The organism is Shewanella sp. 1311 (assembly GCF_059338235.1).
The window spans coordinates 1,873,389-1,888,082 of the sequence record NZ_CM181686.1 but is presented as its reverse complement, the minus strand read 5'-3'; the positions used below and the strand labels follow the sequence as shown (position 1 = coordinate 1,888,082).

Annotated in this window: 11 protein-coding genes; 5 read left to right on the top strand and 6 right to left on the bottom strand. The window is 43.6% G+C overall.

The genetic code is table 11. The features are described from left to right. Positions 1 to 5 precede the first annotated feature (5 nt). The 3 genes from AC5YB3_RS08555 to AC5YB3_RS08545 all read left to right on the top strand — a co-directional run bounded on the left by AC5YB3_RS08555 (position 6) and on the right by AC5YB3_RS08545 (position 3,733). Positions 6 to 1,226: a hypothetical protein gene (locus AC5YB3_RS08555; protein WP_011845750.1), complete on the top strand. Its 1,221-nt coding sequence runs from the start codon at positions 6 to 8 to the stop codon at positions 1,224 to 1,226. Continuing rightward, entirely contained in the window at positions 1,214 to 2,086 is an 873-nt protein-coding gene (locus AC5YB3_RS08550) for a DUF7281 domain-containing protein (RefSeq protein ID WP_432405679.1), read from the top strand. Before AC5YB3_RS08555 ends, AC5YB3_RS08550 begins: the two co-directional genes overlap by 13 nt. A gap of 402 nt (positions 2,087 to 2,488) precedes the next feature. Beyond that, positions 2,489 to 3,733 carry a dicarboxylate/amino acid:cation symporter gene (locus AC5YB3_RS08545; RefSeq protein ID WP_432405676.1) on the top strand — a complete coding sequence of 415 codons (1,245 nt, stop codon included), beginning with the start codon at positions 2,489 to 2,491 and terminating at the stop codon, positions 3,731 to 3,733. Positions 3,734 to 3,826: 93 nt separating this feature from the next. Here the strand turns inward: AC5YB3_RS08545 and AC5YB3_RS08540 are convergent, their stop codons facing one another. Continuing rightward, a complete protein-coding gene (locus AC5YB3_RS08540; RefSeq protein WP_432394977.1) occupies positions 3,827 to 4,297 on the bottom strand; it encodes a hypothetical protein in 471 nt (156 codons plus the stop codon). A gap of 452 nt (positions 4,298 to 4,749) precedes the next feature. After that, on the bottom strand, positions 4,750 to 5,244 hold the full coding sequence (locus AC5YB3_RS08535) for a TIGR00645 family protein (protein WP_107403650.1): 495 nt from the start codon (positions 5,242 to 5,244) through the stop codon (positions 4,750 to 4,752). Positions 5,245 to 5,640: 396 nt separating this feature from the next. Here AC5YB3_RS08535 and AC5YB3_RS08530 point away from each other — a divergent pair, with 396 nt between their 5' ends. After that, entirely contained in the window at positions 5,641 to 6,210 is a 570-nt protein-coding gene (locus AC5YB3_RS08530; RefSeq protein ID WP_432405674.1) for a DUF7010 family protein, read from the top strand. Positions 6,211 to 6,580: 370 nt separating this feature from the next. Here the strand turns inward: AC5YB3_RS08530 and AC5YB3_RS08525 are convergent, their stop codons facing one another. The 3 genes from AC5YB3_RS08525 to AC5YB3_RS08515 form a co-directional block, all read right to left on the bottom strand. Continuing rightward, positions 6,581 to 8,287, bottom strand: a complete 1,707-nt coding sequence (locus AC5YB3_RS08525) for an ATP-dependent nuclease (protein ID WP_494526945.1) — start codon at positions 8,285 to 8,287, stop codon at positions 6,581 to 6,583. A 193-nt stretch (positions 8,288 to 8,480) separates the two neighbouring features. Continuing rightward, positions 8,481 to 9,470, bottom strand: a complete 990-nt coding sequence (locus AC5YB3_RS08520; RefSeq protein ID WP_432405668.1) for a nuclease-related domain-containing protein — start codon at positions 9,468 to 9,470, stop codon at positions 8,481 to 8,483. A gap of 517 nt (positions 9,471 to 9,987) precedes the next feature. Further along, positions 9,988 to 10,980: a class 1 fructose-bisphosphatase gene (locus tag AC5YB3_RS08515; protein WP_494526944.1), complete on the bottom strand. Its 993-nt coding sequence runs from the start codon at positions 10,978 to 10,980 to the stop codon at positions 9,988 to 9,990. A 266-nt stretch (positions 10,981 to 11,246) separates the two neighbouring features. Between AC5YB3_RS08515 and AC5YB3_RS08510 the strand changes: the two genes are divergently transcribed. Next, entirely contained in the window at positions 11,247 to 13,562 is a 2,316-nt protein-coding gene (locus AC5YB3_RS08510; protein ID WP_494526943.1) for a S9 family peptidase, read from the top strand. Between the two features lie 97 nt (positions 13,563 to 13,659). On the opposite strand, the gene arcA is transcribed toward AC5YB3_RS08510, so the two are convergent. Continuing rightward, entirely contained in the window at positions 13,660 to 14,376 is a 717-nt protein-coding gene (gene arcA / locus AC5YB3_RS08505) for a two-component system response regulator ArcA (RefSeq protein ID WP_006080127.1), read from the bottom strand. Positions 14,377 to 14,694 lie beyond the last annotated feature (318 nt).

The window sequence follows — 14,694 nt, the reverse complement described above, 5'->3', positions numbered from 1 at the left end:
CCGTGATGAGCAGTAACTTACATCAGGCGGGGGTTAAGCTGCTCAAGCAGTTAGGTCGCCATGCTGACATCATTATGGACGCCTATTTGGCGGGTTCTCTTAACGAGGATGCCCACGATCCAAGCGTGGTTGAAAAGCTTAAACAGGCCGGCATTTTGTGGCGGCCAGAGCCAGATCAGGAGCTGCGGCTTAAGCGTTCTGTGCGAGCCTTGCTCGAAGAAGGCTTAAGTGACGAGCGTAATCGCCAAATTGACTCTAACGTTGGTTCGGCTCTCGCGACCATTAAAACCTTGGCCGACCATTACAAAGAAGCCCGTCACAGCTCAGATTACAGCGCTGCCGAAGCCTATTTGTCGGATTTGAGCGAGCATGTTTACAGCTTTGCCGACAGTCTGCGTTATTCGATTCGTGTGCTCTGGGGCCGGATTAATAACGAGTTCGGTTATGTCGGTACGATCAACGCAAAGATCCGTGAAAATGAATTAGCCCAAAGCCAAGTCTCTGAATTGCTTAATGGCTTAGAGATGTTCCAGTTTAGTGAGCTCGGCGAAATCGCTGGCGATATCCGTGAGCTGCGCAAACTCTTAGTGACGACTTTACAAGAAACCATGAGCGACTGCGCCCAGGAACTGAGCGTAGTGCAGGGGCGTTTACTCGAACTCTTAGGTCGCTTTAGGCAAATCCGTGGCCGTACCCGTTTGCTTAAGGGCTGGTTACTCTACACTGACTTGCATCCAGATTATCGTCCTGCGGACCATGTGTCCCACAAGGAAATTCCGAGCCTATTCAATCGCGCTGAAATCTTGCTCGCGCCTGCTGCAGTAGACGTGCACAACGCCAGCCAAGAGTTGGAGTTGATGGGCATAGTCGCGCATATCAAGGCCATCAGCCGTCATCCTGTGATTGAAGCGGTACGTGAGCGAGATGCGTCCGTGTCACTCACCCAAAGTGAAGATTTTGATGTGCCGGATAATCCACTTAAACAGGCGGTGGATGAGTATTTTGTCGATGTAATTGAGTCTGGCCTGCGCCAATCTGCGCTGGAATATCTGGTGGATAAGGCATTGCCTTGGGAAGCCGAGAGCTGGATTTATCAAGTGATTGGCGGCTACGAAGGCCTACCCGATGAACACAAAGCTTACTTTGAGCTTGAGCCATTAGGTGAACCGCATCCCATCTATAGCGGTAACTTTATCATTCGCGATGTTGAGTTATGGCTCGCCTAGGCCAGCAACAACTGCAGCTGTTGGAGAAGGCTTTTATTAAGCGTTCTCCAAAGGTTAAGCTCACGGCTAACTGGCGCGCGATTTACCGCGAGTTAGAAGTGGGTGAGTTAGACGAGTCTGAAAAGTATTTGTGCTTCGCGCCCAAAGACTTTGATCTGTTAAGGCAAGGCGTATTGGCGCTAATGGGACTTGATCTCAGGGATCTGGATTTCAATGTCGATCGCATGGCGATGTCCGCCAAAAGTCATAATGAGAAGCTCGCTAAGATCCGCCCAGAAGCCGAGTATGTGTTACTCAAGTTTCTGGGCTTTCAATCGCCACCTGTTGCAATATCCGCTTTATCCTCGCTGCGTATTCCTTTGGATGAAGCACAAAAGCATTGCCGTGAACTGCATGTCGCAGCCATCTTAGTGGTTGAAAACTTGGATGTGTTTGATGTTATCCATCAAGCGCGTTTGCCTGAGGATCTAACGAACCTCATGGTTATTTACCGCGGTAGCGGTCATCATTCACCGATTGGTGTGCGGCATTTTTTGCAAGCTATGGCAGGCGAGCTGCCGATTATCGCCTTTACCGACTTAGATCCCGCAGGGCTGCAAATCGCCCATACCTTAATGGGGGTGACCCATTGCCTTGTGCCGCAACTTGCGCTGGCAGCACCTGCCGAGTTGTTGGCTATTGGGCAAATTAATTCAACCTATGATTTCGACAATCAAGCGAAACAGACCAAATATCTTCAGCATGCCGATTTAAAGCGTTGGCAAGAATTAGCTTTTTGGTTAACTCAACACAGTATTAGCATCAAACAGCAACACCTGCTAGCTCACGGGCTTGAACTAGTGTTAGTACCATATATTTAGCCATCACGCATGCCATCTCTCTGCGTTAGTGTAATTATCTAGTTTTAAATTCTTTTAAAAGTTTAATTTTAGTCATTAAGACTGAGGTTGATTTTCTAATTGTTTTTAATATGTTTATATTGTGATTTATTGGTTTTCATTCTGTTTAAATATGCAGTTTTAAATAAGTCTTTAGTCTGCTCATTGATTGAGCATAATTATTATTTGTCATTTAAAATCAATTTATTACTAATTTTCCGTGATGCGGTTAGCTTAATTTAAGATGAAAAAGTGAAATTTATTCATTGAATTAACGGCTAGCATGTTTCACTATCCCCTGCCTAAGCCAAAAATGGATTGGCAATTGTGCTCATCATGGAAGATGAATAACAAAAAAACTACATTTCTGGGGAAACCACAAGCATGATGAAATCACTTTCGACGCGGATCTTTATAGGTCTGTTTGCGGGTCTTATTTTCGGCACAATAGTGCAGTACTTCTTAAACGATATCGGCTTCTTCTCGGACAATTTGGTCGAGCTTGCCGGCGGCGTTGGCACTATGTTCGTCAATATGATCATGATGCTAGTCGTGCCATTAGTGTTTGTGAGTATTGTTTGTGGTGTCTGTGAGCTGCAAGATCTTAAAAGCTTTGGCCGTTTAGGCGGTAAGACCTTTGGTTTTTATATCATCAATACCTTTGTCGCGATCGCGACGGCATTATTAGTCGTGCTGTTACTCGACCCTGGTAAAGGCGTCGATATGAGCAGCACAGACGGCCTGGCCATTACTGCAACTGAGCTGCCAAGTTTGATGGCACTGGTGATCGACATAGTCCCGCGTAACCCTGTGGCGGCCTTTATGTCGGGCAATATGCTGCAAGTGATCTTTATGGCTTTAATGCTTGGTGGCGTGATTAAGTCATTCGGTGAGCATGTCGCTGGCGCAGTGCATGGTTTTCAAACCGCGAATAAAATCATGATGAAGCTGATTTCTGTGGTGATGAGCCTAGCGCCCTACGGTGTATTTGCCTTGATGTTCAAGCTCGGCGCGACCTTAGATGCTGGCGTGTTTATGAGCGTAGTTGAGTACATGGTGCTGATCCTCGCGCTGCTACTGCTGTGGATTTTTGTGGTTTACCCAATGGCTGTTGGCATATTTACCCCAATTTCGGCCAAAACCTTCCGCGAGAAGACCCAAGAGCAAGTACTGTTTTCACTGTCGACCGCAAGCTCGAATGCGACGATTCCTGTGACTATGCGTACCTTAACTGAAAAGTTAGGCGTGAATCGCGCGGTAGCAGGCTTTGGTGTGCCGCTCGGCGCGACCATGAACATGGGCGGCGTGGCGATTTACATCACTATCGCGATTTTCTTTGTCGCTAACGCCTTTGGCATGCCTATCACCTCTGATCAATTGCCTTCGCTGCTATTTAGCATCTTCCTACTCTCTGTCGGTGCCGGCGGTGTGCCCGGCGGCGGCATGGTGATGATAGGCGTGTTAATCCATCAAATGGGTTTACCGATAGAAGCCTTCGCCATAGTCGCGGCGTTAGATCGCATTATCGATATGGTGCTGACCTCTTGTAACGTGGTAGGTGATGCTGCGGTATTGACCATAGTGGACCAAACCGAAAAAGTGCATCAGGTTGAACTAGCGAAGAGCTAATCTGGACGATAAGTCATATGCTATAAATGCAAAAAGCCACTGTCATCAGTGGCTTTTTGTTCATATTGATTTATTTAATGCTGGCTGAGGAGCCTACTGGACGCAATCTTGTTTGAGCTTAGCCACAGCATCGGCAAAGCCTACGGCGACTAAGTCTGAACTAGTGTATTTACTAGAGCGGAAAGATACCGCTTCAAGGTGTAATTTTTGAGATTGGAGCTCACCTAAACTTCCCCATAGATCTGGGTTGGCTGCGCTCCCGCTGCTGAAATTCATCAGTGAGCCAGTACCATGTAATTTCAACTTGGTTTGTTCGCCACTGGTAATGATGAGTACGCTAGGATCACCATTAAATGCGAAGGATTCCGACATAGTGACATTGATGCTAGGTTGCAGATCTCCAACGGAACAGGCCAAGGTTAATTTGAGATTTTTATCGATAAAATCGATGCTATGACTCTTCAGTGGTATTCCTTCTGCGTTTAGAGTTGAGGCCAAATCTTCCTTGGCATGGGCGTAGCCAATATGGCTGACGAGCATGAGAGCCAGTAACTGTGTTTTCACTTTACTACCTTGCGCTTACAGTAATGTTTACTTACGAATGGATGCGTTAGTGACGAGTTTGTCAAAAGGGTGGCGATTATAGAGTTTTTTGACACTTTTGGGTAAGTATTTTAATAGATTTAAACCGTATGACTGATATCTAAATATTTAACGCAACAAGTTGAAAGAATAGACATTACAAATAGCCGTATTAAGATTTAAATGAGTGCTGATTAACGAGTCAATAAGGTGAAATTAAGTTGGGATGTGTTGAATCAGTCATGCGTTAAGTAATGGGGGGGTAAATGTTGTTATTTGGCTTTTTTAGGTTTTATTTTGTTAAAAAGCCACTCAAAAGAGTGGCTTTTTAATTTAGCAGAAACGAATAAAACGTTATCTTCGATTAGGTTTTACTTTCAAAACCTTTTACAGCGTTAAAACCGTGATCACTCTGCTTACAGGGTGCGAACCTGCTACTTGCCGGTGCGGGTTATTTTGTCTAGATATCCCATGGCAAAGGCTGATAACACAAAAGTGATGTGGATTAATAGGTACCACATGATTTTATCGTTATCGATATTCTTCACATCCATAAAGATTTTCAGCAGGTGTATAGATGAAATAGCCACAATAGAAGCGGCGACTTTGTTTTTTAATGAGCCAGAATCTAACTTACCGAGCCAACTGAGCTTCTCACTGTCTTCGCCCACATCTAATTGTGACACGAAGTTTTCATAGCCAGAAAACATCACCATCACGATAAGGCCACCCACTAGGGTGATATCAATCAGGGATAGGGTGACCAGCACCAGATCCACTTCGGTTATCTCAAAAATGATCGGCAGAATATGGAAGATCTCTTGGAAGAATTTAATGCCTAAACCGATTAGGACTAGGCTTAATCCCAAGTAAATCGGCGCCATAATCCAGCGAGATGCATACATCAATTTTTCAAATATTTGTTCCATATTCCATTTAACCCTTAATCTAAAAATGCGGTAAAAAATCGAGTTGCCAATGACTAAAGCAGTAACATAGCGCATTTTAGGCGCGCGATAGCCCTAGGGTAAAGCGTGAGTTATATGCTGTTATTGTGTTTTCGTCACCATTGTAGTCATCTAAACCCTATTTGGGGTATTAGCTGCGCTACAGGGATTAACTTACTTATGCCTTTGATATGTTTGATTGTCGCTTTTTTCAAGCTTATACCAAAGTAAATTCAGCAACAGGGGGCCACGTTTTTACACTTTCTAGGACTTTGCTGAAAGAGGTGACATTTGTCATCGTCTATTGCTGACAACACACACTGCCGTGTTGGATTGTTAGCGTAGATAATTAAGTCATCTAAACAAGGAGGCTTAATCATGCAACACACATCATTGGATCAACAGTTAATCGAATACCGTCAACAACGTGCTTTGGCTATGCCCTTATCTGGCATGATAGTGTGGATCTTGCTGTTTGTATTAAGTTTTATGTTATCGCCTTCGCAGTTGGTGATGGCGGTATTTATCGGAACGGGTTCAATCGTCTATTTAGCCATGGGCATTTCTCGGCTAACCGGTGAGAACATGTCGTTCAAGAAAAAGTATGAGCGTAATTGGTTTGATAACGTATTTTTGGCCGCAGTGGGCATGAGTTTCCTGACCTTTGCTATCAGCATTCCATTCTTTATGGAAAATTATCTGGCATTGCCTTTTGCCCTTGCGGTGCAGACAGGGTTAATGTGGTTGGTTTATGGCGTGATAGCGGCGCAAAAGGTAGCCATAGTGCATGCCATAGTGCGCACTTTGGCCTGTGTTACTGCCTTCATGCTCTGGCCTGAATTGAGCTTTCAAATCCAGCCTTTGATTGTAGTGTGTTGTTATGGGTTCTCTATCCCAGTGATGGAACGCCGTTGGAAGATTCAGCAAAATCTTTGTGTTGCGAGTTAGTTTTGCGGCCTTACGGCCGAGGCAGATTAAAGTCGTGGGGCTTCACCCCACACCCGACCAAGAGGGGATCAACAGCAATTCCCTCTTGGATCTCCCTTGCCGCCCCTAGCGAAGTTACATGCATTGGTTACTAGCCTTGGTCTTATGGATAAATTGCTATCGCTTCCGAAGGCAACGTCCCTGTACCTACGAAAGCTAGCCGGTCATCCCTGACCGGACTCACGCAATTTATTCCAACGCCCCGCGGCAACTTCGCAGGGGAAGGTGAACTTCTGTGATATCGGTGTTGGCTCTAAATCCCAAAAGAGTTATGCCTTTTCCATCTTTTTTCGCTTTGCCAAATCTACATCTTTGTTTTGTTAAACATTTACTATGTAGATATTAGATTTTTTAAGTTGTTGCATATTAGGGCATCCGAAATGTCTAATATTTTATTCGGATTATCCTTTAGTTGCTGTTGAGCAAAGTTTTTTATTTTACCCAGCAATTCTTTACCTGGTGTAAATTCATATCTCATGTCTTTATACCATTGTTCTACAAGATTATTTACAATAGCAATATCAACCTTCCCATCCCTGTTTTTACTTAACTCTGGCCGCTCTCTTAGTATGAAGTTAGTTAACTTTCTTTTAGCTTCCTCTTCCAAGGATGTTATTATTTTATTATATTCACTTTTTGCTGTTTCAATATCAACACCATATACCTTATGGATGTGCTCTGGTGTGCAAAAATAAGACTCTATCTCCTGATATTTAGTAATAAAAAGCAAAATATCTCTATCTATACAATCATTTTTTAGCTTCGAAAGCTCACGATCTTCATCAATTTTTTGATCTCTATCTATATGAAGAATTACTTTAACTGTTGGGATTTGTTTTCTCACAAATCCCTGAAGAATTTTTGCGAATTCGACTTTAGTGCATCCTTCATATGAATGGAGGACGAATTCATCTTCAAGTAAGCCATTTGCTACCAGAAATTTTTTAAGGAAAGCTTTCTTTTCATCTATATTATCAACCTTATCTTCTGTAACGATCACGTATTTAAGGCTCTTTTTTGAAAACAAATAATCAGCGTCGGCAGCACCTATATCAAGAAGGATATTGCTACCTTTTACATCATGGAGGGCTTCACCATTTTGGAAGTGTATTACTTTTGCATCACTTTCTAATGCCTCTAAAATGTATCTAGAATGTGTCGAAAAAACGATTTTTAAATTTTGATTTTCTTGAGACCTTTTAACCATTTCTTTTGCTAATAATTTTTGTTTTGTTGGATGAATATGTGAGTCAGGCTCATCCAAGAGGACAATCTTTGGCGAAAAATATTCGATATAAGCAAATATTTGTATAACCTGAAGCAAGCCGGTTCCAACTGAGTCAAGTGGCAACTTTATGTCGTCAGCAGTCACATTTACATATATAAACTCTGATAAATGATCATTGAACTTTACGTCAATATCTATATTTTTATAAACTGAATTTATTGATTTAATAAAGGCGTTCCACTTTACACTATCATTACTAATAGTGAGCAGAATGTTCCTTAGGTAATTATTTGAATCGCCTCTAGTTGCAGATTTTTTTACAGCTATTGGTACCTCATATTTTTCAATAATAGGAATTCCTGCTATTCCAGGAACATAAACACAGTAAGGGTTATCTATATCAGAAAGCTTGTCGCCTAGGCATTGTCCTTCAAGCATTGTTGTAAATCCGCCATTTTTTCCTTTTGATATTTTAAGTGTCGACTCGTTACCATCATTCAGTGTAAATTCAATCCAATTCCGATTCTCCCTTTTTCTGGCACCTGAAAGTCTTTTTCCATGAAAAAGGTAAGACACGTCATTAGTAGGAGTATATAGATAGTCTTTTGAATCTAATGATAATGTTTTTTTATTTTTGTTTACCCAGTTAGCGCCTAATATTTTTAATGTTTGGCACGCTGAAATGGAAAACTGAATCCCCTGAATGAAACTGCTTTTCCCTGAATTGTTAGCTCCTATAAATATGTTTAAAGATGATAGCTTTACCTCTACATCATCGATTTTTTTAAATTTCTGTATTCTTATTTTCATCAGGTCGCTCTATATGTTTAATAATCTGCTAATGTATTTATATGTTTATTATACGTGAGCCATTTATTGGGTAGTTGATTTTTTCTCAACTATTTAATTTATGAAAGATGGAGAATTTATGAAATTTTAATCTGTTTTCATGGTTATAACCTTTATTTGGAACAGTGCAACTTTGGATAAGGTTAACCAAGGTCTAAATCACTTGTGAGCTATGACTGCAATCTTGGCAGGTGAGGGTATAGCTCTGGCTGCGTTTTTGTATTTTGATATTTTTGCTTTGGCACTGTGGGCATGCTTGTTTCATTGGTGTGTTTTTGGTGCATTGATTGCATTTTATGTAGTAACCAAACTTACCGTACATTGGGGTGTAGTTTGTTGATTCTCCGCAATGTTTACAGCTAAGAATGCTGTGTGTGGCAGATTGAGTTATTGGTTGGGTTTTGACTTCAACTGCTTTGATAACTTCAAAGTGTGCAACAGGCTCATTGATTTGTTGTGTCTGCGCGAGCGTTATTTCAGTCGCTAATTTATGTGGGTCTATATGTCGATCGATTAAGAAATTGGCAATGGAATTGAGTTCTTGTTGATTAAAGTCGGGGCGGGTGTCGCTTACATTTATAATGCGCATGAACTTACTTTTAAGATTCATGATCTTTTCAAGTTTATCGACTAAAAACTCTGTTTTAACTAACAACTCAGAAATGGCCGTTGGCATAGTATCTCTGTTGATTACCGCATCACTTGAGACCGCGCACACATGGTCCCAGCAACGCATGCCAAAACTTTGTTGTCTTATACCAAGTAATTTACCTAGAATTTCACTTCTATGCTGTTTTAGCATTTCTTTAAGCAGTGCTTGTTGTAGTTCAACTTGCTTGATAGGAGACGGCATACCAAACCATTTACTTCCGTGACTGCGCGTCCACTCACCCTGTTGATTGACTTCCACATGGCCTTTTATACTCTTGGATTCAATTAGCACAAAACCGTAGGTGTAGATAATTAAGTGATCAATTTGCGCGGTTTCGTCATTAAAGGTGAATCGAAAATCATTGATGACTAACACTTCTGGATGATCTTTGAAGGCGCGGCGTAAATAGAAGGCAACATCCTGTTCTTGTTTTTGACCCGCGATAGCCTGTGGTGTTTGGGTATTTTGAAGTGATTTGGTTTTTAGAATCATTTATCAACAGCATCCATTCATAACTTGATAATAATCAGCCTCATAATACCCACTTTGCCGTTCAAAGATAAAGACAAAAATAGCTGAACGTTAAAGCTGGTACAAGCATAAATCTTTGGGGATTAATAGTTCGTACAGTAGCTACAGAAGTTCACCTTCCCCTGCGAAGTTGCTGAAGGGCGTTGAAGGAAATAGCGTGACGCAGACAGGACGTCTGCGTAGCTTTCGGGGGGAAGGGACGCCCCATCGGAAGCGTTAGCTATTTTCGAATAAGCACTAAGCCAGTCTCTAATGCATGTAACTTCGCAAGGGGCGGCAAGGGAGATCCAAGAGGGAATTGCTGTTGATCCCCTCTTGGTCGGGTGTGGGTTGAAGACCCACGACTTTCTCGGCCGTAAGGCCGCAATTCCTTCGTAGGTTATGTCGCATAAAAACTAAAAATGCCGCATTACGCGATAAAAAAAGCCACTGTAATCAGTGGCTTTCATCATGAAAATCAAAATCTAAGCGATTCGGCTTACTCTATATTTGGCTCTTCGCTGTAATCAATACCGTGATAGCTCAGGCAAGCGTCGACTTCATTGCTGCTGCCTAGGATGACGGCAACACGTTGGTGAATATGCGTTGGGGTAATGTCTAAAATAGTTTCATAACCCGTTGAGGCTTTACCGCCGGCTTGCTCGACTAAGAAAGCCATTGGATTGGCTTCGTACATCAAGCGCAGTTTGTACGGTTTTTTAGGATCTTTATTGTCGGTTGGGTAGGTGAAAATACCGCCACGTGATAGCACGCGGTGTACGTCGCCGACCATGGCCGCAATCCAGCGCATGTTGAATGATTTTTCGCGTGGGCCAATTTTACCGAGCAGTAAATCGGCAATATAGGTCTGCATTGGCGCTTCCCAAAAACGTTGGTTCGACATGTTAATGGCAAACTCTTGGGTATCTGGGCTAATGCTCATGGCGGCGTTAGTCAGTAAAAACTCATTGGTTTCTGGGTGCAAAGTAAAGAGTTGCACGCCTTGGCCTGTGGTTAGTGCCAGCATGGTCGATGGACCATAAAGTACATAACCTGCGGCTAATTGCGCGCGGCCAGATTGTAAAAAGCTGGTTTCAGTCAGCTCGCCAGTCGGGGCGGGCAGGACAGAAAAGATAGTGCCGACTAACGAGTTGATATCAATATTAGATGAGCCATCTAGCGGATCGAAACACACTAGATATTGACCATTTTGGCTGACTTCAACTACATGATCTTCTTCTTCCGATGCCAAACCGCGCACTGTACCGTCAGCTTTTAATGCATCTTTGAGCATGTCGTTGGTGATGATATCCAGTTTTTTCTGGGTTTCACCTTGGACGTTTTCTTGCTCAGTCGCGCCTAACACGCCTGCAAGCGCCCCGTGGCGAACGGCATGGCTAATGGCTTTTGAGGTGTCGGCTAAGGTTAAAATCAGGTGGGAAAGGGAGTCGTTCACTGCCTGTGAGGTCAGGTGCTGGGCCAGAGTCTGCATGTTATGTCCTTTAGAGGTTCAACAATGAGGTCAATTTCGTTATTTGCCGCGAATGATAACTCAGTTAGTCGACAATTTCAGCGATGTTGCTGATGCTTTTAGCGAATATTAGGGCTTTTAGGGATTATTTGGACTGAGCCGACGAGATGCTCCTAATTTGTATCTGTATATTGCATGCTATTTCTATTTGGGGTTTGCCTCTGGCACAATGTCGGCTTGTTTTTAATCGCTGACATCTTAGGCGATTATACTTCCAAGGAATAATAATGATTAAAAATAGGTTAACTTGGTTCCCTGCGTGCTCACTTAAGGTGCGCGCCGTTCCCCTACTGATAGCGAGCCAAATGGCCATGATTTCGACAGCTATGATTTCAACAACCACCCCAGCTTTGGCAATGGAAGGTGGCAAACTGCCACTGACGATTGAGCGAATGAATGCCTCACCTGCCTTAGCGGGCACCAGTCCCCGTGGCTTAAAATTGTCACCCGATGGGCTGCGGGTTACCTATCTTGCTGGCCGTAAAGATAATCAAAGTTTTTATGATCTCTGGCAGATGGATGTTAAAACTGGTGAGTCGAGCCTGCTATTAAACGCCGATAAACTTGCGACAAATGAATTATCCGATGAAGAAAAAGCCCGCCGCGAGCGCCAACGTATTTATGGCGAAGGGATTATGGAGTACTTCTGGGCCGATGATAGCCAAGCGCTATTAATTCCGGCTTCTGGCAATCTGTATTACTTTTCCCTCGTCGACAATAGCGTGACTCAATTGCTGATTGGCGAAGGGTTTGCCACAGATGCACGCTTATCGCCCAAGGGGCATTTTGTGTCTTTCGTGCGGGATCAAAATTTGTATGTGTTAGATCTGACGACGAAAAAACTCCAAGCTATGACGACCGATGGCGGCGGGGCAATTAAAAATGCCATGGCTGAGTTTGTCGCTCAAGAAGAAATGGATCGCATGACCGGTTACTGGTGGGCGCCCGATGAATCGGCTATCGCCTTCACCCGTATCGACGAATCTGCGGTCGAGCAAGTGACGCGCAATGAGATCTATGCCGATGGCATTAAACTTACCGAGCAGCGTTACCCAGCCGCAGGTAAAAACAACGTCGACATCGCATTAGGTGTGGTCACGCTAAAAGATAAGGCCATCAATTGGGTGAGCCTGCGCGAAGAGAATAGCAAAGACAAGAGCAAAGACATTTACCTGCCGCGTGTCGATTGGTTGCCCGATAGCAAACACTTGTCGTTCCAGTGGCAGAGCCGCGATCAACATCAGCTCGATTTGCAGTTAGTGGCGTTAGATGCACTGACTAAGCCAAAAACCTTAGTGAAAGAACGCAGTGATGCTTGGGTAAACCTCAATAACGATCTGCATTTCTTAAAACAGCAGTCTGCCTTTATTTGGGCGTCTGAGCGTGACGGCTTTAATCATCTATATCTTTTTGACTTAAAAGGCAAACTCAAAACGCAATTGACTAAGGGCGAGTGGGCTGTCGATGAGTTGGAATACATAGATGAAACCGCAGGCTGGGTGTATTTCACCGGCCGTAAAGACACGCCAATTGAAAAACAGCTTTATCGCGTGCCTTTAGCGGGCGGCAAGGTTGAGCGCGTGAGCAAGCAAGCGGGGATGCACAATCCTGTTTTCGCCGATAATCAGAGCGTATATCTGGATTATTTCAACAGCTTATCTCAGCCACCGCAAATCAGTTTACACGGTGACGAGGGCCAGCAACTGGCTTGGGTCGAGCAAAATGCGGTTAAGCAAGGTCATCCTTTATATGATTATGCGGGACTATGGCAAATCCCTGAATTTGGTGAACTGAAAGCCGAAGATGGCCAAGTGCTGCAAACCCGCTTATTCAAACCCGTTCCCTTCGATGCAAGCAAGAAATACCCTGTCGTAGTGCGAGTTTACGGTGGGCCGCACGCCCAGTTAGTGACTAATAGTTGGAGCGAGCAGGACTACTTTACCCAGTATCTGGTGCAACAAGGGTATGTGGTATTCCAGTTGGATAACCGCGGCAGCGCCCACAGAGGCACTCAGTTCGAGCAGGTGATTTACCGTCATTTGGGCGAAGCTGAAGTGAATGATCAAAAAGTGGGGGTGGATTATTTACGGAGTCTGCCCTTTGTCGATGCCGATAATGTGGCGATTTACGGCCACAGCTACGGTGGTTATATGGCCTTGATGAGTTTATTTAAGGCGCCGGATTACTTTAAAGCCGCGATTTCGGGCGCACCTGTGACCGACTGGCGCTTGTATGACACCCATTATACTGAGCGTTACTTAGGTCACCCCGAAGGTAATGAAAAGGGTTATGAAGCCAGCAGCGTGTTTCCTTACGTGAAAAACTATCAAGCAGGTCTGTTGATGTATCACGGCATGGCTGACGATAACGTCTTGTTTGAAAACAGCACTCGGGTTTATAAAGCGCTGCAGGATGAAGGTAAATTATTCCAGATGATCGATTATCCGGGATCTAAACATTCGATGCGTGGCGAGAAAGTGCGTAATCACTTATACCGCTCATTAGCGGATTTCCTCGATAGACAGCTGAAAAGCGCTAAGTAACAGGCATAAAAAAACCAGATCCTAGGATCTGGTTTTTTGTGAATTGATGCTTATCGAATCAATCCTGTTGCTAATGCGAGTGTCGCTTAGCGGGCAATTAGCCTTCTAAGTTACCGCAAAAGCGATAGCCTTCACCGTGAATAGTCGCGATGATTTCTGGCGTATCTGGCAAGCTTTCGAAATGCTTACGGATACGACGGATAGTCACGTCTACAGTACGATCGTGTGGCTTAAGTTCACGGCCAGTCATTTTCATCAGTAGATCGGCACGAGTCAAAATTTTGCCTGGGTTTTCAACAAAGTGCAGCATAGCGCGGAATTCGCTACGTGGCAGTTTGTAAGATTCACCCTGTGGGCTCACTAATGAACGGCTGTTGATCTCTAAGCTCCAATCGTTGAAGCGATAGTATTCTACTGAGCTCTTTTCTTCGACTTCGGCACCAGCGCTGTTGACGCGAGTCAGAAGGTTACGAGCACGAATCGTCAATTCACGTGGGTTGAACGGCTTGGTAATATAATCGTCCGCGCCAATTTCAAGTCCAAGGATTTTGTCGACTTCGTTGTCACGACCTGTCAGGAAGATCAGACCGATGTTGTTGATTTCACGTAGTTCACGTGCCAACAACAGGCCATTCTTGCCTGGCAAGTTAATGTCCATAACGACCAAGTTAATTTTGTTTTCCTGCATAGCCTTATGCATTTCTGCGCCATCATTGGCCTCAGTTACCACATACCCTTCTGCCTCGAAAATACTTCTCAGCGTGTTACGGGTAACGGCTTCATCTTCAACGATCAGAATGTGCGGATTTTGCATATTATTTACCTAAATTTTAATCAGTTTATACTAACCAATAAGAGCAACTTACTTCGGGCTCTTATATTCATAAAAGCGTTGATACTTCCTTGAACTGCTTTGTGCTCAAAAGGAAAATCTTTACGGTGACATCTATATCTGGATGTAGATTAAGTGCACGTTTAAGTGTAATACGAGAAAACGTAATCAGTACCAACTTCGATAAGCAATAGTTAGAATAAGTTCCTTAACTATTGTTTTTTTTAAATGTTTAAAAGACAAATCAAATGTAGAACACATTTTAAACAGATGCCCGGTCAGTTCACGTTACTTAAAGCG